The sequence below is a fragment of the Streptomyces sp. NPDC031049 genome (assembly GCF_055571015.1).
In genome coordinates this window covers 1-18,713 of the sequence record NZ_JBVIGC010000022.1, presented here as the reverse complement: position 1 = coordinate 18,713, position 18,713 = coordinate 1, and the positions used below count along the sequence as shown (strand labels likewise).

At 71.1% G+C, this 18,713-nt stretch carries 16 protein-coding genes and 3 pseudogenes; 11 read left to right on the top strand and 8 right to left on the bottom strand.

The genetic code is table 11. The annotated features are described in order from the left end of the window. Positions 1-18: 18 nt before the first annotated feature. From ACZ45Q_RS29405 to ACZ45Q_RS29395, 3 genes are all read right to left on the bottom strand, one after another. Entirely contained in the window at positions 19-663 is a 645-nt protein-coding gene (locus tag ACZ45Q_RS29405) for a YceI family protein (protein WP_468266823.1), read from the bottom strand. 199 nt (positions 664-862) lie between these two features. Beyond that, positions 863-1,777, bottom strand: coding sequence for a YceI family protein (locus tag ACZ45Q_RS29400; RefSeq protein WP_468267001.1), 915 nt, complete (start codon positions 1,775-1,777; stop codon positions 863-865). Between the two features lie 503 nt (positions 1,778-2,280). Next, positions 2,281-2,841: a hypothetical protein gene (locus tag ACZ45Q_RS29395; RefSeq protein ID WP_468266821.1), complete on the bottom strand. Its 561-nt coding sequence runs from the start codon at positions 2,839-2,841 to the stop codon at positions 2,281-2,283. Between the two features lie 114 nt (positions 2,842-2,955). Here ACZ45Q_RS29395 and ACZ45Q_RS29390 point away from each other — a divergent pair, with 114 nt between their 5' ends. The 3 genes and pseudogenes from ACZ45Q_RS29390 to ACZ45Q_RS29380 form a co-directional block, all read left to right on the top strand. Further along, positions 2,956-3,540, top strand: coding sequence for a TetR/AcrR family transcriptional regulator (locus ACZ45Q_RS29390; RefSeq protein ID WP_468266819.1), 585 nt, complete (start codon positions 2,956-2,958; stop codon positions 3,538-3,540). Between the two features lie 165 nt (positions 3,541-3,705). Further along, complete coding sequence (locus ACZ45Q_RS29385) at positions 3,706-4,038, top strand: glyoxalase superfamily protein (protein ID WP_468266817.1); 333 nt, start codon at positions 3,706-3,708, stop codon at positions 4,036-4,038. Between the two features lie 38 nt (positions 4,039-4,076). Beyond that, positions 4,077-4,790 (top strand): annotated as a pseudogene (locus ACZ45Q_RS29380) (phospholipase D-like domain-containing protein); the annotation flags it as partial. Positions 4,791-4,895: 105 nt separating this feature from the next. On the opposite strand, the gene ACZ45Q_RS29375 reads toward ACZ45Q_RS29380, so the two are convergent. Beyond that, the gene (locus ACZ45Q_RS29375) at positions 4,896-5,384 is read right to left on the bottom strand and encodes a DUF6328 family protein (protein WP_468266815.1); all 489 of its coding nucleotides are present in this window, start codon (positions 5,382-5,384) and stop codon (positions 4,896-4,898) included. 569 nt (positions 5,385-5,953) lie between these two features. On the opposite strand from ACZ45Q_RS29375, the gene ACZ45Q_RS29370 reads away from it, so the two are divergent. Then, a complete protein-coding gene (locus ACZ45Q_RS29370) occupies positions 5,954-6,460 on the top strand; it encodes a DUF4232 domain-containing protein (protein WP_468266813.1) in 507 nt (168 codons plus the stop codon). 56 nt (positions 6,461-6,516) lie between these two features. Here ACZ45Q_RS29370 and ACZ45Q_RS29365 read toward each other — a convergent pair whose 3' ends face one another. Next, entirely contained in the window at positions 6,517-7,197 is a 681-nt protein-coding gene (locus tag ACZ45Q_RS29365) for an alpha/beta fold hydrolase (protein WP_468266999.1), read from the bottom strand. 82 nt (positions 7,198-7,279) lie between these two features. Here ACZ45Q_RS29365 and ACZ45Q_RS29360 point away from each other — a divergent pair, with 82 nt between their 5' ends. Beyond that, complete coding sequence (locus ACZ45Q_RS29360; protein ID WP_468266811.1) at positions 7,280-8,242, top strand: helix-turn-helix transcriptional regulator; 963 nt, start codon at positions 7,280-7,282, stop codon at positions 8,240-8,242. A 250-nt stretch (positions 8,243-8,492) separates the two neighbouring features. Here the strand turns inward: ACZ45Q_RS29360 and ACZ45Q_RS29355 are convergent. Beyond that, positions 8,493-8,750 (bottom strand): annotated as a pseudogene (locus tag ACZ45Q_RS29355) (ATP-binding cassette domain-containing protein); the annotation flags it as partial. 314 nt (positions 8,751-9,064) lie between these two features. Here ACZ45Q_RS29355 and ACZ45Q_RS29350 point away from each other — a divergent pair. Further along, on the top strand, positions 9,065-11,365 hold the full coding sequence (locus ACZ45Q_RS29350) for an FdhF/YdeP family oxidoreductase (protein ID WP_468266809.1): 2,301 nt from the start codon (positions 9,065-9,067) through the stop codon (positions 11,363-11,365). A 119-nt stretch (positions 11,366-11,484) separates the two neighbouring features. On the opposite strand, the pseudogene ACZ45Q_RS29345 reads toward ACZ45Q_RS29350, so the two are convergent. Beyond that, positions 11,485-12,372 (bottom strand): annotated as a pseudogene (locus ACZ45Q_RS29345) (chorismate-binding protein); the annotation flags it as partial. A gap of 270 nt (positions 12,373-12,642) precedes the next feature. After that, complete coding sequence (locus tag ACZ45Q_RS29340) at positions 12,643-14,361, bottom strand: BCCT family transporter (protein ID WP_468266807.1); 1,719 nt, start codon at positions 14,359-14,361, stop codon at positions 12,643-12,645. Between the two features lie 312 nt (positions 14,362-14,673). Here ACZ45Q_RS29340 and ACZ45Q_RS29335 point away from each other — a divergent pair, with 312 nt between their 5' ends. From ACZ45Q_RS29335 to ACZ45Q_RS29315, 5 genes are all read left to right on the top strand, one after another. Beyond that, positions 14,674-15,759 (top strand): S-(hydroxymethyl)mycothiol dehydrogenase, encoded by a 1,086-nt coding sequence (locus ACZ45Q_RS29335; protein WP_468266806.1) that lies wholly within the window; start codon positions 14,674-14,676, stop codon positions 15,757-15,759. Continuing rightward, positions 15,756-16,388 (top strand): MBL fold metallo-hydrolase, encoded by a 633-nt coding sequence (locus ACZ45Q_RS29330; protein ID WP_468266804.1) that lies wholly within the window; start codon positions 15,756-15,758, stop codon positions 16,386-16,388. Before ACZ45Q_RS29335 ends, ACZ45Q_RS29330 begins: the two co-directional genes overlap by 4 nt. Positions 16,389-16,602: 214 nt before the next feature. Beyond that, positions 16,603-16,965: a bifunctional 3-phenylpropionate/cinnamic acid dioxygenase ferredoxin subunit gene (locus ACZ45Q_RS29325; RefSeq protein ID WP_468266802.1), complete on the top strand. Its 363-nt coding sequence runs from the start codon at positions 16,603-16,605 to the stop codon at positions 16,963-16,965. Continuing rightward, a complete protein-coding gene (locus ACZ45Q_RS29320) occupies positions 16,962-18,125 on the top strand; it encodes an NAD(P)/FAD-dependent oxidoreductase (protein WP_468266800.1) in 1,164 nt (387 codons plus the stop codon). Before ACZ45Q_RS29325 ends, ACZ45Q_RS29320 begins: the two co-directional genes overlap by 4 nt. 40 nt (positions 18,126-18,165) lie before the next feature. Further along, on the top strand, positions 18,166-18,713 hold a 548-nt coding region (locus tag ACZ45Q_RS29315; RefSeq protein WP_468266798.1), incomplete at its 3' end, for an aromatic ring-hydroxylating oxygenase subunit alpha.

Here is an 18,713-nt window from a genome sequence, read left to right as displayed (position 1 = left end):
GATCCTGCCAGGCCGGCCCTACGGCGCCGAGCGGATCGCGGAGATGTCGAACTGGAGCCGGACCCGCTCGCTCACCATGGTGCCGCCGGCCTTGAGGCGCTGGTTGTAGACCAGGCCCCACTCGGTGCGGTCGATCGTGGTGGTGCCGTCGAAGCCGGCCCGCTCGTACCCGAACGGATCCAGCACCGACCCGAGGTACTCGAGTTGCAGGTCGACGGGGCGGGTGACGTCGCGGATGGTCAGGTCGCCGGTCATCCGGAACCTCTCGCCGCCCTCGTGGACGGTGGAGGTGCTGCGGAAGGTCATCTCCGGGTAGCGGCGCGCATCGAAGAAGTCGCGGCCCACGAGGTGGGCGTCACGTTGCTCCACGCCCGTGTCGACGCTGGCCACGCGGATGACGAGTTCGGCCCGCGACCGGGAGGGCCGGGCCCCGTCGAAGTAGAGCCTGCTGTCGTAGTCGGTGAAGGCTCCCCGCACGGTCGTGACCATGGCGTGCCGCACGGAGAACCCGATGCGGCTGTGCGGGCCGTCGATGGTCCACGGCCCGGTCAGTGCCCGGAGTGCCGGGTCGAGCGCGACGCCCTGGGGCGCGGCGTCCGCGGAGGTGCCGGAGGCCGGGTGCGGCTCCATGACGGCGCCCTGGCGGCGGCTGAAGATACCCATGATCGTGAGCCCTTTCCCCTCTGGTCGCTCCGTGCTATCACGGCCCCGCCGGGCGCGGCCCGGCGAGATGGGCGGTCTCGTCCGGGTTCCATGTGGTCGGCTGCAAAGCTACACAAGATCAACATGACGCGTCCGGGCGTCGGCCGTCCCACTCGACGCCCGCGACCTCGTCGCCCGCGGCCTCGACACCCGCGACGCCCTATTCGGGCGGCGTGGGTGTGTCGTGGGTGCGGTACATCGCCTGGACGTCCAGCTCCAGCTGGACCGTCGGACCGACGACCGCGATGCCGCGGGCCAGCATCGAGCGCCAGTTGAGCGTGAAGTCCTCGCGGTGCAGCTCCGTCTTGGCGAGGGCGGCGCAGCGCAGTTCCTGCCCGTAACCGCCGTTGACCGTCCCCAGATACGTGGTGTCGAGACCGACGGATCGGCTGACGCCGTGCATGGTGAGCGTGCCGTGCAGGGTCCACTTGGTGCCGCCGCGGTAGGTGAAACGCGTACTGGCGAAGTCGATGTACGGGTAGGTGTCGACATCCAGGAAATCGGCGGAGCGCAGGTGGTTGTCACGGGTCTTGTTGCCCGTGGAGATGCTGGAGGCGTCGATGCGCACCGAGACGTGCGAGTCGGCCATGTTCGGCGCGACGCGGATGCCGCCCTCGAAGCGGGTGAAGCGGCCGTGCACATGCGCCATGCCGACGTGCTTGGCGATGAACCGGATCGCCGTGTGCGGGGGGTCGAACAGCCAGGTGCCGGCCGTCGGGAGTTCCAGCTGACGGGCGGGCTCGAGCGCGACGCGCAGCGGGGGGCGAGCCACCCCGGCGGCGATGTCGAGGTTCTCACGGGCGGGGGACAGGCCCTCGGCCACGGTGATCACGCTGTAGGAACCCGGCGGCAGCGTCGCGATGAAATAGCCGTTGGGGTCCGTGGTGCCCCGCATCGCGACCCGGTGGCTGTGCAGGGCCGTGACGGTGACCTCGGCTCCGCCCATGGGCTGCCCCAAGGGGTCGACGACCTCGAGTCCGAACGCCCCGGCGTCGGGCGGCAGGGGGACCGAGATGCTCGGTCCGGCACCGGAGGCGCTGCGGGAGCGCCGGCGTCGGAGCAGGCCGAGGGCCATGGACTTCACCTTTCCTCACGGGCGTCGTGTACGTCGTGCGCGTCGCTGCCGCTTGGCCCGCCCAGCCGCCTGTCTTCGCGGTCGCCAATGATCGTCTCTGGCGCGGGAGCGGGGCAGAGCCGGCAGTTCGTTGAAGATCATACGACCTTCTCTGTGTGGCCGACTTGCCACCTGCCAGGGGCATGCCATCCCTCTCCCGAAGTGTGCGGGGATGACAAATCAATACATGGAGGGGTCATATCGCCGCAGCTCGACTTCGCTGCTTTGCAGCGGTGTCGTGATCAGGTACACGAAAGCGGACCGCGATCTTCGCGAGCGGTGTGCGGTTTCACCATGGATCTGACACGGGCCGCGGGCCGGCGGCTCACCGCTGGAGGTGCGCGGACCCGGGCTCATCCCGGCCCGCGCCACGCCCCCCCGAGCGCGGGCGGTGACGGCGGCTGCCCTGGCGGTGGGGCAGCCGCGCCGGGCCCCGATCGTCGCCGGTGCAGGCAGAGGTCGGATCACACCTGCTCGTCGGCGCGCCCGAGCCGGAGGGCGGAGGCGAGGAAGAAGACACCGCCGAGGAAGGCGTAGCCGGCGAGACCGGCCAGGGACGCGTCGTCCTTGCCCGCCTGGACGAAGAACGACGCGCCGGCGACGGTCGAGAGGGCGCCGCTGGCGATCATCGCCCACTGGCCGCCCAGCCGAAGCCGCGCGGCGCCGACGACGAGCTGGGCGAGGCCCGCCGTGACGGCCCAGGCACCCCAGACGCGCAGGACGGCCGGGATGCCGGAGGCGGCGGCGACCGCCAGGCCGACGGCGGTGAGGGTGCTGAGCGCGATGTTCGCGTACAGACCCCGGACCGGGCCGCCGCCGGCCCGGGTCGAGCGGACGTCGACGACGGCACACGCCACGTCGAACAGGGGGTAGACCACCAGCAGCGTCACGCTCAGCGGTCCCAGTGTGCCGGGGGTCGCGAACAGCAGGGCCGCCCACGCGGCGGCGAAGGCGGAACGGGCGAAGTACAGCTTGCGCAGGGTCAGGGGAGCGGCGGTGCGGGTGGTGTCGATGAGGGTGTCCACGTGAGTGCCTCTCAGTGAGGGAGAACGTTCGGTCTCGCTGTGTGGATCCAACGGTGAACGGCGGCCGTTGTCAAGACCGAACGTTCTCCCTCACGGCTTTGCTACGCTGATCGCATGGGGCGAGGCACACGAGAGGGCAAGACCTCCGAAGCGCGGGCCAGACTGCTGGGCACGGCGACCAAGATCTTCTACGCGGAGGGGATCCACTCGGTCGGCGTCGACCGGATCATCGCGGAGGCGCAGGTCACCCGCGCCACGCTGTACCGGCACTTCACCGGCAAGGAAGAGCTCGTCCTCGCCTACCTGGACCAGGCGGACCGGGGAATCCGGGCCCAGGTCGAAGCCGCTCGGGCGAGCGAGGAATCGGCCCCCGACCGGGTCCGCGCCGTCAGCCGGTCCATCGCCGAGGGCATCCGGTCCCCGGGATTCCGCGGGTGCGCCTTCCTCAACGCGGTGGCCGAATACCCCGATCCCGCCCACCCGGTCCACCGGGCCGTGCTGGCACACCGTCAGTGGTTCCTCGAGACCGTCACGGAGCTGCTGGCCGAGGTCGGTGAGGCGCCCGCCGAGGAGGACGGCCGCCACCTGGTGATGCTCCGCGACGGGGCCATGGCCGCCGGCTGCCTCTTCGACCCGGAGCTGGTCTGCGAGACCTTCCTGCGGGGCGTCGAGGGGATTCTGCGGTCCCGCACCGACTGAGCGCCCGTACCAGCCGAGCGCCGGTGCCGACTGCGCGCCCGCTGCACCGGGTGACCGTCATGCCGGCCGCGATCGCCCGGCGGCAGCCGCGACGACCACCCCGGTCACACCGTTCAGTACCGCATCGGGCGACGTCCGTCCCGGGCGGTCTGCGACGATGGCGCCATGGACGAGGAAGCCATTCCCATTCTCCGCGTCGAGGACGCTGCGGCGTCGATCGCCTGGTACGAGCGACTGGGCTTCGCCAAGCAGTGGGAACACCGCTTCGAACCGGGACTTCCCGCGTTCGTCGAGGTCGCTCGGGGCGAGGTGCGGTTGTTCCTGTCGGAGCACGAGGGAGACGCCCGCCCCGACACGTTGGTCTACCTCCGCGTCCGTGACGTCGAGGCCATCGCCTCCGAGTTCGGGGTGCAGGTGCAGGACGTTCCCTGGGCGCGCGAGATCGAGCTGCGCGACCCCGACGGCAACCGGCTCCGCGTCGGTACGCCGATGGAATGACACGGCGCCGGCAGCGCGCGGCAGGAAACCGTGCGGGTTGCGGCGACGCCCGCAACCCGCAGGAATGGCGTGACACGCACGTGCAGGTGCGCGGGCCTGCCGTCGACGGCATCGCGGCGGCGTTCGCGCAGAACTGGGCCGAGTGCCGTGACGAACTCTTCGACGAGCGGGACCGGTTCACCGGCCACCGCCCGCACGGCGATGCGGTGGCGCAGGTGGTGCGCGGCTCGGCCGGCTTCGGCTGGCAGGACATGCAGACCCTGCTCAGGGTGATGATCGAATCCGCGGAGGAGCGCTTCCGGCTGGCCACCGCCTACTTCGCACCCGACGCCTTCTTCGTCGAACTGCTGTGTGCTGCGGCACGGCGCGGCGTGACGGTGGAGATCCTGCTGCCCGGGCCGCACACCGACAAGCGGGTGTGCCAGCTGGCCGGTCAGCACCACTACGAGGAACTGCTGGCCTGCGGCGTGAGAATCCACCAGTACCAGCCGACGATGATGCACGCCAAGGTCGTCACCGTGGACCGCACGGCGGCCCTCGTGGGGTCGACCAACGTCAACCGTCGCTCCCTCGACCATGACGAGGAGGTCATGCTCGCCGTGCTGGACGAGGAGTTCACCGCCACTCTCGACGCCCATTTCGACGCCGATGTCGCGGCGAGCCGGCTGATACGGGCCGGCCGTTGGAAGAGGCGCTCGGTGTTGCGGTGGGCTCGCGAGGTCGCGGTCCAGCCCGTCCGCCGCTTCCTGTAGGTGCGGGCCCGGCCGGGCCGCCGGCCGCGACCCGGGCCCCTAAGGTGTGATGCCGCGTCCGGTCCCGGCCGGTGAACGCCTCGGTGTCGAGCCGTGAGGGCGGTCCTATGCCCCGTCCCGGCGGGCCGAGCGCCGCCGGAGCCAGACGGGCAGTGCGTACCAGCACAGGCCGAACCACAGCATGACCCCGCCGACCAGCAACTCGGCGAGGAGGCCGGGTACGACGACGTGCAGCAGCAGGAGCAGGGTGCCGCCGATCGTCAGGGCGAGCAGCACCATGCCGCACACCATCAGCCGGCCTGCGACATCGACGATGTGGTCCTTCATGCGCTGACCGGAGAGAAACCGGTGGATGGACACCGGCGCGATCAGAGCTCCGGTGCCGGAGGCCCCGAGTATCACGGTGATCACGTAGACGACGTGGTCGAAGGTCTCCAGCTTGTGGAAGTAGGGCGTGAAAGCGACGCTGAGCAGGAAGCCGAAGAGGATCTGGACCCCGGTCTGTGCCACGCGTGTCTCTTGCAGGATCTCGTTCCACCTGCGGTTGACGCGTTCTCGTGCGGACTCCTGCGGCTCATCACCTCGCAGGTGCACCGCCTCGCCGCACGGGGGGGGGGCAGTCCGGCTGCGGCGTGTGCGTGGCCGACTGGTCCATCATGGTCATGGCATCCTCCTGGTCGCGGAATTTCCTCATGCCCGCCCTCCGCGATTTCACGTCGCAGTCCGCTGAAGGTTTCCGCAGGTCGACGACGTGCTTCGGCGAGTCGGCGGCGCGACATGGCGGGGGCGGAACCGACGCACGGGCGCAGGAGCCGGGCGCGCTCACCGGCGACGCCTGGTGGTGGGTCTGTCAGAACTGTCACAGGGGTGGGTCTGTCAGAACTGTCACAGGGGATCGACGGACGTCATGGGTGTGTGACCGAGCAGAACCCGCACCAAGGAACGGCCCTCATCCAGGTTGGTCGTGGCCGACCGGCCCGGCTTCGCCGTCGACCTTCGAAGGGACCACGATGATGAACCGTCGCTCGCGCCTCGCTCTGGCCGCCGCCACCGCCGTCGCTACGGGGCTGACGACCGCTTGCCAGACCGGCACGGCCTCGGACGACGCAAAGCCTGCGTCCTCCGCGTCCGCGTCTTCCGCTTCCGGATCGCCGTCCGTATCCGTGAAAGAGACGCCCGCCACCGGTTCCGGCCCGGAGACCGGGAAGGGCGGCTCCGCGGCCGGTGGTGCCAGGACCGATGGTGCGGACGGCGGCAAGAGCGGCTACGGACAGGTCTGCGGTGCCAACGACATCGACTGGCGTGCCACGTCCCAGACCCAGGCGGGCGGTTACCTCCTCATCGCCGCAACGCCCAAGACCGGCATCACCTGTGTGCTGCCCGCTGCTCTGCCCACCGTCTCCTTCGGTTCGGACGGTACGCAGGCCGGGCCCGCCGAGCAGTCGACGGGCCCGGCCATCACGCTGAAGTCCGGTGTCACCGCCTACGCGGGCGTGAACCCCAAGACGACCGACGGCAACGCCGGCAAGGAGCTGACCAGCATCATCGTCTCCGTCGGCAACGAGGACCCCGACCCGGTCAGCCTGGAGGTCGGCACGATCACCGTCGACCGGCCGATCGTCACCAACTGGCACACGTCGGCCTCCGACGCGGTCCCCTTCCCCAGCTGAGCGTCGTGCGTGCCGGACGACGGACGGCCGTTCCGGCACCGTTCGTCGCCCGCAGGTCAGTTGGCGGCCGCAGCCAGGATCCGAGCCAGCTCGGCAGGCTTGCTGACCATGGGCCAATGGCCGGAGTCGAGGTCGGCGAAGTCGATGTGCCCGGCCCGGGCGAGTTCCGGGACGTCCCCGGCGCCGATCCACTCCCGCGCCTGCGCGGGCGTGAACTCCGGGCACACGACCACGACCGGGACGTCGAACCGCCGCTCGTCCGCCAGCCGCACCAGGCCCCTGGCCACGCCCTGGGGCACGGGGATCGCGGCAGCCGCGAACTCTCGCCGGGCCCGGTCGTCGAGGTCGGCGGCGTCCGGCCCTTCGAACGGGCTCCAGCCCGGGAAGGGCATGACACCGTCCCTGATCTCGAAGAAGTCGGCGTAGGGCTGACCGTGGGGGGTCGGGAAACCGCCGACGAGGGCGACCTTGGCCAGCCGCTCCGGCCGCCGGTCTGCGGCCAGCCAGGCCAGCGAGCAGGCGGCGGAGTGCCCCACCACCATGACCTTGCCGGGCGCCGCGTCGACAGCCGCGAGCACTGCCTCCAGTTGGTCGTCGAGTGTGGCGGACGCGGAGCCGTCCCCCTGGCCCGGGAGGGCGAGCGGCACAGGGCGATGGCCGAGCGCCTCCAGCGCCGAGGCGACCCGGCCCCACACGGACGCGTCCAGCCACAGGCCGCCGATGAGCAGGATGTTCATGACCGATTCCCCTTTCCTCTGCTTCACGGGCGTCACCGTAGAAGGAGATCCGGACGATCCACTGCCGGATTAGCCTGCTCGCATGCCGAACGATCTCAGCCCCACCGCGCGGGCACTGCGCGCCCTGGAGATCCTCCAGGCCCGTCCCGGTACGACCGCCGGTGAACTCGCCGCGCGGCTGGGCGTCACGGAGCGAGCCGCGCGCCGGTACGTCGGGATCCTCCGAGAGGCGGGCATCCCCGTGGAGTCGGCCCGGGGCCCGCACGGCGGTTACCGGCTGGGGCGCGGGACGAGGCTGCCCCCGGTGCATTTCACGCAGGACGAGGCCCTCGGCCTGGTGATGGCCGTACTCAGCGGCCAGCCGAGCGCGGCCGACGCCGACGACCCGGTCGGCACCGCCCTGGGCAAGGTCGTCAAGGCTTTGCCGGAGAGCGTCGGCCGTCATGCGGCGCTGCTGCGGGAGTACGCGTCCGCCGCGCCGGACCCGTACTCGGCCCGCCCCGACCCGGCCGTCACCAGCGAGCTCATCGGCGCCGTCGCGGCCCGGCGTCGCGTGTCGGTGACGTACCGCGGCGAGGCCGGCGACGAGTGGGAGGCGGCCGTGGACCCCTGGTCCCTCGTCGTCCGCTACGGGCGCTGGTACCTGCTGTGCCACTCCCATCGCGCGGACGCGATCCGCACCTACCGGGTCGACCGGGTCCGCGCGGTCCGGCAGACCGGACACGGGTTCGAGCCACCCGAAGGCCTCGATCCGGTGTCGGTCCTGGAGGAGAACCTGGGCCTCGGATGGGAGTTCTCCACCCGGGTGGTGTTCGATCTCCCCCTCACCGAGGTGGCCCCCTGGGTCCGGCCGCCCATGGGACGGCTCGAACCTTCGGGGGACGGCTGCCTGCTGGTCGGCAGCACCCGCAACCCGGCCATGTACGCGCAGGAATGGCTGGCGAGGCTGCCGTTCGCCTTCCGCGTCGAAGGCGGGGAAGAGCTGCGTGCCGCGGTCGTGGCACTCGCGGCACGTTTCACCGCCGCCGTGGTCCACCGGCCCTGACAGGGCCCCCGAGGAAGGGCGGGCTGCCGTCGCCGCCCGGGAGGACTGCGAGGCGCTCGAGCCGCACCGGTGCGCTACGGCCAGCGGCGAAGTGCTCCCCGTGCCGGCAGCACGAGAAGCGAGCAGCGTCAGCCCGCAGGCGGCCGCCGCGAAGGACCCGTACACCAGCGGGGGTGCGTACGGCGCCTCGCCGGTCGTACCCCGCATCATCGGAATCAGCGTGGCCACCTCGATCGCCGTGCCGAGCAGCACCCCGGAGAGCGACACCATCAAGGCTCTCCCGGCCCAGCATCCGCAGTACCCCGGCGGCGCACTGGAGGAACGTGGACTTCCCGGAGCCGGAGGGCCCCATGACCGCGGTGAACGTCCCGCGCGGAAGGGCGAGGTCGACGCCCGCCAGAGCATGCACGGCGCCGCTGCCGCGGCCGTACCGCCGCCGCACACCGCGCAGCTCGACGGCGCATCCGGAAGCACCGGTGACAGGGTCGGTCGCAGGGCCGGCCGCCACGCCGGGGGCGTCCGGCCCGCCGCCGGCCGTCTCCCGGCGGTCCGCCCTGCCCTCTTGTGGCCGTGGAACCTCATCTTCCGCCCTCTCGCGATCTCCTCGTGCTGACGGATGGAGAGTGCGGGGTCGGCGCCGGAGCGGGCGTCGTACCAGGGAGCCGATGCGGGGTGATACGCAGTAGGGGGTGGCGCGGTCTTGACAGGAGGCTGCTGTGGAGCTTCCCTCTACATGTTGCGCAGCGCGATACCGTTGTGTGATGCGCAACTGTCGGTCATAGTATGGCTCGGATTCCCCTACACAGCGGAGTAGCGCTACCGATGACTCGCAAGCCACCAGCCGAGGACCCCGGCGACGCCCGCCTGCGGGTCGGTCCTCCGAAGGAGTACGCCGCCGGCATCCCCGCCGTCACTTCCTCGCTGCGGCATGCCGGGGCGCAGATGGGAGCCCGCCGCAGTCTGCTCACCCTTCTGCGCGTCAATCAGAAGGAGGGCTTCGACTGTCCCGGCTGCGCCTGGCCGGAACCGGAGGACCGGCACAAGGCGGAGTTCTGCGAGAACGGGGCCAAGGCCGTGGCGGAGGAGGCCACCGTACGCCGGGTCACACCGGACTTCTTCGCCGAGCACACCCTGAAGGACCTGCTGCCGCGCAGCGACTACTGGCTCGGTCAGCAAGGACGCCTCACCCATCCGATGTACCGCCCGGCGGGCGCCGACCGCTACCGGCCGATCTCCTGGGACGACGCGTTCGCCGTGATCGCCCGGGAGCTCACCGCTCTCGACCACCCCGGTCAGGCCGCCTTCTACACCTCCGGGCGGGCGAGCAACGAGGCGGCGTTCCTCTATCAGCTCTTCGTCCGGGGCCTGGGCACCAACAACCTGCCGGACTGCTCCAACATGTGTCACGAGTCCAGCGGTTCGGCCCTGGTGGAGACCATCGGCATCGGGAAGGGCAGCGTCAGCCTGGAGGACCTCTACGAGGCCGACCTCCTTCTCGTGGTCGGCCAGAACCCCGGCACCAACCACCCCCGGATGCTCTCCGCACTGGAGGAGGCCAAGCGGCGGGGCGCTCGCGTGATCGCGGTCAACCCCCTGCCCGAGGCCGGGCTGCTCCGGTTCAAGAACCCCCAGAAGCCCTCGGGCGTCATCGGGGACGGCACCAAGCTGGCGGACCAGTTCCTCCAGATCAGGCTGGGCGGCGACCAGGCCCTCTTCCAGGCCTTCAACCGCATGCTGCTGGAGGCCGAGGACGAGGCGCCCGGCAGCTGCCTGGACACCGCCTTCATCGAGCGGCACACCCATGGCTTCGAGGAGTTCGCCGAGCACGCCCGCAAGGTGTCGTGGGACGAGATCCTCCAGGCCACCGGTCTGCCCGAGGAGGAGATCCGGACCGCCTTCGACCAGGTGCTGGGCGCCCGGAAGATCGTCGTCTGCTGGGCGATGGGGCTCACCCAGCACAAGCACTCCGTGGCCACCATCCGGGACGTCGTCAACTTCCTGCTGCTGCGCGGCAACATCGGCCGTCCGGGCGCCGGCCTGTGCCCGGTGCGTGGCCACTCCAACGTGCAGGGCGACCGGACCATGGGCATCTACGAGAAGCCGGACGAGGCCTTCCTGGAGCGGCTCGGCACCGAGTTCGCCTTCACACCCCCGCGCCGCCACGGCCACGACGCGGTCGACACCATCCGCGCCATGCGCGACGGGGACGTGAAGGTGTTCGTCGCCCTCGGCGGCAACTTCGTCGCGGCGGCCCCCGACACCGACCTCACCGGGCAGGCCCTGGCCAGGTGCCGTCTCACCGTCCAGATCTCCACCAAGCTGAACCGCTCGCATGTCGTCGCCGGCGAGCAGGCCCTCATCCTTCCGTGCCTCGGCCGGACCGAGGCCGACCTGCGGCCGAGCGGGCCCCAGCTCGTCACGGTGGAGGACTCCATGGGCATGGTGCACCTCTCGCGGGGGCGGCTGGCGCCCGCGTCCGAGCACCTGCTGAGCGAGGTCGCCATCATCTGCCGGATGGCACGCGCCGTCCTCGGGGAAGCCGGTCCGCAGGCGCCATGGGAGGAGTTCGAGGCGGACTACGACCGGATCCGTGACCGCATCGAGCGCGTGATCCCCGGTTTCGAGGACTTCAACGCCCGGGTGCGGCAGCCGGGCGGATTCGCCCTGCCCCATCCGCCGCGCGACGAGCGCCGGTTCACGACCGACACCGGCCGCGCCAACTTCACCGTGAATCCGGTGGAGTTCCCGCGCATTCCGGAAGGCCGCCTGCTGCTCCAGACGCTGCGTTCGCACGACCAGTACAACACGACCATCTACGGCCTGGACGACCGCTACCGAGGCATCCACCAGGGACGCCGGGTGCTGTTCGTCCACCGGGACGACCTCGCCGTCCACGGTCTGGCCGACGGCGACCTCGTCGACATCGTCGGTGAGTACGAGGACGGCGTGGAGCGCAGGGCTCCGCGCTTTCGCACCGTCGCCTTCTCGACCCCCCGGGGCTGCTGCGCGGCGTACTTCCCGGAGACCAACGTCCTGGTGCCGCTGGACTCGACGGCGGCGACCAGCAACACCCCCACGTCCAAGTCCATCGTGGTCCGGCTGGAGCCGGCGGCCGGGATGTGAAAGAGCGGCGGGGGGGGTGAAAGACAGGGGCCGGGGTGGTCGGCAGGCGAACGCCGCTCACCCCGGGCTCCCGTGGTCGTCCCCCCGAACGCCCTGGGCCGCCACCGTCGGTGAAGAGTTCACCGGCCGGCCGCGCCGGCGCCGTACGCCACCGTCAGCAGCCGGGACGCCTTCAGCTCGGTCTCGTCCCACTCGCGCTCGGGGTCCGAGCCCCAGGTGATGCCCGCGCCGGTGCCGAAGCGCAGACGGGGCGGCCGGCCGTCGTCCGGTCGATCCAGAAGGTGCGGATGCCGACGGCCAGTTCACCGGTGCCACGGTCGGCGTCGACCCAGCCGATGGCGCCGCGGTACGGGCCGCGGGGCACGGTTTCCAGCGACTCGATGATCCGCAGCGCGCTGGACTTGGGCGCGCCGGTGACGGAGCCGGGCGGGAAGGCCGCCGCGAGCAGCTCCGGCCAGCCCGTGCCCTCGGCGAGTTCCCCGCGCACGGTGGAGACCAGGTGCACCAGGCCGGGGTGTCGTTCGACCGCGCACAGCGCGGGGACGGTCACCGAGCCGCCGGCGCAGGTACGGCTCAGGTCGTTGCGGACCAGGTCCACGATCATCACGTTCTCGGCCCGGTCCTTCTCCAGCAGATCCGCGGCCGTCCGCCCGGTTCCCTTGATCGGCCCGGATTCCACGACCCGGCCGGTGCGACGCAGGAACAGCTCGGGGGAGGCGGTGGCCACCTCCACGCCGTGGGCCGGCAGCCGGACCGTACCCGCGTACGGGGCCGGGTTGCCGCGGGCCGGCAGCGCGGTCAGTGCGTCCACGGCGGCGGGGCCGTGCCAGGCGCCGGGTCGCGGGGCGGGGACGGGCGCGCCGCACGGTGCCGAAACGGGCGCAGACCAGCCGCCCCTCGAAGTCCGCGACGACCGCCCAGAACCCGGCGGAGTCCAGCGCCGCGGGGTCGCGGGTGACCTCCCGCGGGTCGGTGGCGAGGAGTTCGCCGAAGCGGGCGAGCGGGGGAGGTCACGCGCCGCAGGCACGCCGGGGTGGGCGGCTGCGTGCCGGGCGGAGCGGGAACCGGACACGCGCTTCCCCTTTCGGAAACGGGGGAACGGACACGCGCTTCCCCTTTCGGAAACGGGGGAACGGACACGCGCTTCCCCTTTCGGAAACGGGGGAACGGGACATGCGCATGCCCTCTCGGGAACGAGGGACCCGGCACCGTTCCCCCTCTCGGCGGTGAGCCTCCGGGAGCACCGCTCCGGGAGGCCCACCGAGTCGGTCGACCGGCTAGGGGGTGCTCGCGTCCACCGGGCTCTTGCCGGACCCGTTCGGCGAGCTGCCGTTCTCCAGGCCCTCCTCGAACGCCGTGACCGCCTGGCCGATGAGCCGTTCCTCCTGCTTCTTCCGCTGGGCCACCAGACAGGCGTGGTGTTCCCGGCGGAAGGACTTCGCCGTGGAGATGCACATCCCGATCATCACCAGGCTGAACGGCAGGGCCGTGATGATCGCCGCCGTCTGAAGTGCGGACAGCGACGACGTGCCCGTGCCGCTGGCGATCAGCAGGGCGATGGCCACGGCCCCCTCGGCGGCGCACCAGAACACACGGCTCCAGGCCGGCGGATCGGGGTTGCCGCCGGAGGCCAGCACGTCGACGACGTAGCTGCCCGAGTCGGAGGACGTGACGAAGAACAGCACGATCAGCAGGAGCGCCGCCCCGGCGACGAACGCGCCGCCCGGCAGGGTGTCGAGCAGCTGGAAGAGCGCGCTGTCCGTGCCGACCGCGCCGTCCTCGCCCACCAGTCCGCCGCTGCCGGCCGTCTCGCGGTGGATGGCCGAGCCGCCGAAGATGGCGAACCAGAGGAAGGTCAGCAGGGTGGGCACCAGCAGCACGCCGGTGACGAACTCACGAACGGTCCGGCCGCGGGAGATACGGGCGATGAAGACGCCGACGAACGGGGCCCAGGAGATCCACCAGCCCCAGTAGAAGACCGTCCAGCCGCTGACCCAAGCGGTGCCGTCGGTGCCCTGGCTGGCGCCGGTGTCGAAGCTCATCGCGAGGAGGTTCTGCAGATACGCGCCGATGTTCTCCACGAAGCCGTTGAGGATGAACAGCGTCGGGCCCGCGACGAGCACGAACAGCATCAGGGCGCCGGCCAGGCCCATGTTGATGTTGGACAGCCACTTGATGCCCTTGCCGACGCCCGTGACCACGGAGACGGTGGCGAGCAGGGTGATGCCGACGATGAGGACGATCCGCAGCGGTGTGCCGGGGTCGGTCACCCAGCCCTGGAAGCCGAGCCCCGACGAGATCTGAAGGACGCCGAAGCCGAGCGAGGTGGCCACGCCGAAGACGGTGCCGACGATGGCGACGGTGTCGATGGCGTCGCCCCAGGCGCCCTTGATCCGGTCGCCGAAGAGCGGCTCCAGGGCCCAGCGGATCGAGATGGGACGGCTCTTGCGGTGCACGGCGTAGGCAACGGCGAGACCGACCACGACGTAGACGGCCCAGGGATGGATTCCCCAGTGCAGGAACGTCTGGACCATGGCGAACTCGCTCCGCGTGGCCTCGGCCTCGCCGACGCCCGGCCGGGGGGAGGCGAAGTGGTTCAGCGGTTCGGCGACGCCCCAGAAGACGAGGCCGATGCCCATGCCCGCGGCGAACAGCATCGCCAGCCAGGACGCCATGCTGAACTCGGGCTGCTCGTCGTCCTTGCCGAGCCTGATGTCTCCGAAGCGGCCGATGCCGACCCAGAGGGCAAAGATCACAAAGAGTGACACCAGCGCGGTGTAGTACCAGCCGAGGCCACTGACGATCTCCTCCTGCACCGTGCTGATGACGCTCTGTGCGGAGTTCTTGAAGACCGTGGCGTAGAGCACGAACGCGACGATGACGATCGCGGACGGCCAGAAGACACGCGGTGCGATCGAGGCCGAGGGGGAGCGGGTCCGGGATTTCTTTCGACCCGGGGTGTCACCTGGCGGTTTCACCGTCTGGGGAGCAGCCATGCTCTGTTTCCTTCTGTTCGTCGGGCTCGGGCTCGGTCGGTGTGGGACTGCCGTGTGCTGCGAAGGCACAGGACCGACTGTTGTTGCGTTATGAGAAATAGTTCGCTGTTGGCGCAACAGGGAACACGCCTTGCGTCTCACCGTCAAGACCTCCCGCGCCGGCCGTCGGCGCCGGGTGCCCCGGTCGCCTCGCTCGGCGGATGCCGTGTCCTTGACCCCCGGTCCGCACTCAATCATGCTGTGTTGCGGAACACGCGATGCGTGCCGTAATGAGAAACGAAAACTCACATCTCGACCAGCCGAGGAGTGGCCATGACGCACCAGGTCCGTGCTGTCGTCGCGCGGGGCAAGGGCGCCCCCGTCAGCCTGGAGACGATCATCGTGCCCGACCCGGGTCCGGGTGAGGCGCTGGTGAAGGTCGAGGCCTGCGGCGTCTGCCACACCGATCTGCACTACCGCGAGGGCGGCATCAACGACGACTTCCCCTTCCTGCTGGGCCACGAGGCCGCGGGCGTCGTGGAGTCCGTGGGGGAGGGGGTCACCGATGTGGCACCCGGCGACTTCGTGATCCTCAACTGGCGTGCGGTGTGCGGCACCTGCCGTGCCTGCCGGCGGGGGGACGCGTGGTACTGCTTCGCCACCCACAACGCCGAGCAGAAGATGACCCTGCTGGACGGCACCGAGCTGTCGCCGGCGCTGGGCATCGGCGCCTTCGCGGAGAAGACGCTCGTCGCGGCCGGGCAGTGCACCAAGGTCGACCGCGCCGCATCGGCGCCCGCCGCCGGGCTGCTGGGATGCGGCGTGATGGCGGGCATCGGCGCGGCCATCAACACCGGGAACGTCGGCCGGGGCGACTCGGTCGCCGTCATCGGGTGCGGCGGCGTCGGCGCCGCGGCGATCGCCGGGGCGAACCTGGCCGGTGCCGCCAAGGTCATCGCGGTCGACATCGACGACCGCAAACTGGCGACGGCCTCGAAGCTGGGCGCGACCCACACGGTCAACTCCAAGGAGTCCGACGCGGTCGCGGCGATCAGGGAGCTGACCGGCGGTTTCGGCGCCGACGTCGTCATCGACGCGGTCGGGCGGCCGGAGACGTACCAGCAGGCCTTCTACGCCCGCGACCTGGCCGGCACCGTGGTCCTGGTCGGTGTTCCCACTCCGGAGATGCGGCTCGAACTGCCCCTGCTGGACGTCTTCGGCCGCGGCGGGGCGCTGAAGTCCTCGTGGTACGGCGACTGCCTGCCGAGCCGCGACTTCCCGATGCTCATCGACCTCTACCTCCAGGGCCGGCTGGACCTGGACGCGTTCGTGACGGAGACCATCGCGCTGGACGAGGTCGAGAAGGCCTTCGAGCGGATGCACCACGGTGACGTCCTGCGCTCGGTGGTGGTCCTGTGACGGCCGCCCGCATCGAACACCTGGTCACCTCGGGGACGTTCTCGCTGGACGGCGGGACCTGGGACGTCGACAACAACGTGTGGATCGTCGGCGACGACACCGAGGCGATCGTCGTCGACGCCGCCCATGACGCCGACGCCATCGCCCGGGCGATCGGCGACCGGCGCCTGACGGCGATCGTGTGCACGCACGCCCACAACGACCACATCGACGCCGCACCCGAGCTCGCGGCGCGCACGGGCGCCCCGGTCCTCCTCCATCCGGACGATCTGCCGCTGTGGAAGCAGACCCATCCCGACCGGGCGCCGGACGCCGAACTGACCGACGGCCAGAGCCTCTCGGTGGCCGGTGTCGAGCTGACCGTGCTGCACACGCCCGGCCACGCCCCCGGGGCGGTCTGCCTCTACGCACCGGCCCTCACGGCGCTCTTCAGCGGCGACACGCTGTTCGCCGGGGGGCCGGGGGCCACCGGACGGTCGTACAGCCACTTCCCGACCATCATCGACTCGATCCGCGACCGGCTGCTGACGCTGCCCGCGGAGACCGTCGTGCACACCGGGCACGGGGACACGACGACCATCGGCGCCGAGGCGCCACACCTTCGGGAGTGGATCGACCGAGGCTTCTGACGCCCGTAGGGGCCCCTGCGCCCGTCGTACCGGCTCGCGATCATCGTGAGCCGGTACGACGGGCGTTGTTGTTTTGGATGACTCTTCGCGTTGTGGAGAGCGCAACGAAAATGCGGTCTGAAGCGGCCTTTGAACGCCTTGACAAGGGTTCTGGGCAACCCCAGACTGATGTTGCGCTTACCGCAATCCGTTTCGCTATACGCACCGAGGTGTCATGATGATTCCCGCGTGCCGTCTCGTGGATCTCCCGCGAGGTGAGGCCCACCGGCTCGACGTCGACCCGCCGGTCTCGGTGTTCCACACCGACGATGGCGAACTCTTCGCCATCGACGACACCTGCACCCACCAGGACGCGTCGCTCGCCGACGGCTGGCTGGAGGGCCGCGAGGTCGAATGCCCGCTGCACGCCTCGAAGTTCGACCTTCGTACGGGAGCGGTCGACGCCCCGCCGGCCAAGCTCCCGGTCCGGACCCACGAGGTCGTCGTCGAGGACGGCATGATCTACGTCCGCCTGTCCACCGAGGCGCCCAACCTGCCGCCCTGCATCGCGGCCCGGCTCGCCGGAGGTCCCGCGTGAGGACGGTCGCCGTCGTCGGCGCGTCGTTGGCCGGACTGTCGGCGGCGCGCTCACTTCGGGGGCAGGGCTACGACGGCCGGCTGATCGTCGTCGGCGACGAACTCCACCGCCCCTACGACCGGCCCCCGCTCTCGAAGGAGTTCCTCGCCGGCACCCTCGGCGAGCAGGACCTCGCCCTCGAGACCGACGACGAGGACCTGGGGGCGGAGTGGCTGCTCGGCGTCCGCGCCACCGGACTCGACCACGCACGGCGTGCCGTACGGCTCGGCGACGGGCGGGAGGTGCAGGCCGACGGCGTCGTCATCGCGACGGGCGCCGCGGCACGGACGCTGCCCGGCTCCGCGGGGCTGGCCGGCGTGCACACCCTGCGCACCCTGGACGACGCCCGGGCCCTGCGCGACGAACTGGCCCTCGGCGGACGGCTGGTGGTGATCGGCGGCGGCTTCATCGGAGCCGAGGTCGCCGCCACCGCCTACGCCCTCGGGCTCGAGGCGACCGTCGTGGAGGCGGCGCCCACCCCGCTCGCCGGCCCGCTCGGCCGGCCCATGGGCGCCATCGTCTCCGCCCTTCACGCCGACCACGGCGTACGACTGGAGTGCGGCGTGGGCGTCAAGGGGCTGAGTGGAGAGAGCCGGGTCGACGCCGTGCTGCTGGAGGACGGGCGCAGCATCCCCGCCGACATCGTGGTGGTCGGCGTGGGCGCCCGCCCGAACGTCGAGTGGCTGGAAGGCTCCGGCCTGGCTCTCGACGACGGCGTCACGTGCGGCGCCGACGGCCGCACCAGCCTGGCCGACGTGGTCGCGGTCGGCGACTGCGCCAACTGGTACGACCCGCGCACCGGCCGGCATCACCGGGTCGAGCACTGGACCGGCGCGCGTGAGCGCCCCGACGCCGCGGTCGCCACGCTGCTGGCACGCGGTGCGGTGGAGCCGAGTGTGCCCCGGCCGCCGTACTTCTGGTCCGACCAGTACGGCGTGAAGATCCAGTTCGCCGGTCACGCGTCGGCGGCCGACAGCGTGACCATCGAGGCGGGCTCCGCGGACGACCGAGACGTCCTCGCCGTCTACCGGCGGGCCGGAGACCCGGTCGCCGTGCTCGGGATGAACCAGCCGAGACTCTTCATGCGCTGGCGCAAGCACCTCGCCGCCACCGCCTCCTGACATCGCCCGTGTCCTGACACGTTCTTCCGAGGAGTGCACCGTGACCTCGACCAGCCTGCCCGACAGCCTGATCGCCACCCTTCCCGGGTCCTCCTACACCGACCCGGGCGTCTTCGCCCAGGAGCAGGAGCACATCTTCGAGACCATGTGGTTCTGCGCGGTGCGCGCCGCCGACCTGGCGACCCCCGGTTCCTTCCGCACCGTGGACGTGGGCCGCGAGAGCATCCTCGTCACCCGGGCCCGCGACCACAGCGTCCGTGCCTACTTCAACGTCTGCCGGCACCGGGGGGCCAAGCTGTGCACCGAGGAGTCCGGCGAGGTGAAGCGGGCCTTCCAGTGCCCGTACCACGCCTGGACGTACGACCTGAACGGCAAGCTCGTCGCCGCGCCCAACCTCACCAAGATGCCGGACATCGGACGCACCGAGTACGGCCTGGTCAACGTGCACGTGCGCGAATGGCTGGGCTACGTGTGGGTCTGCCTGGCGGAGAACCCGCCCTCCTTCGAGGCGGACGTGCAGGGCGCGGTCATCGAGCGGCTCGGTGATGTGGAGTCGATCGAGCGCTATGGCATCGAGGGGCTGGGGCT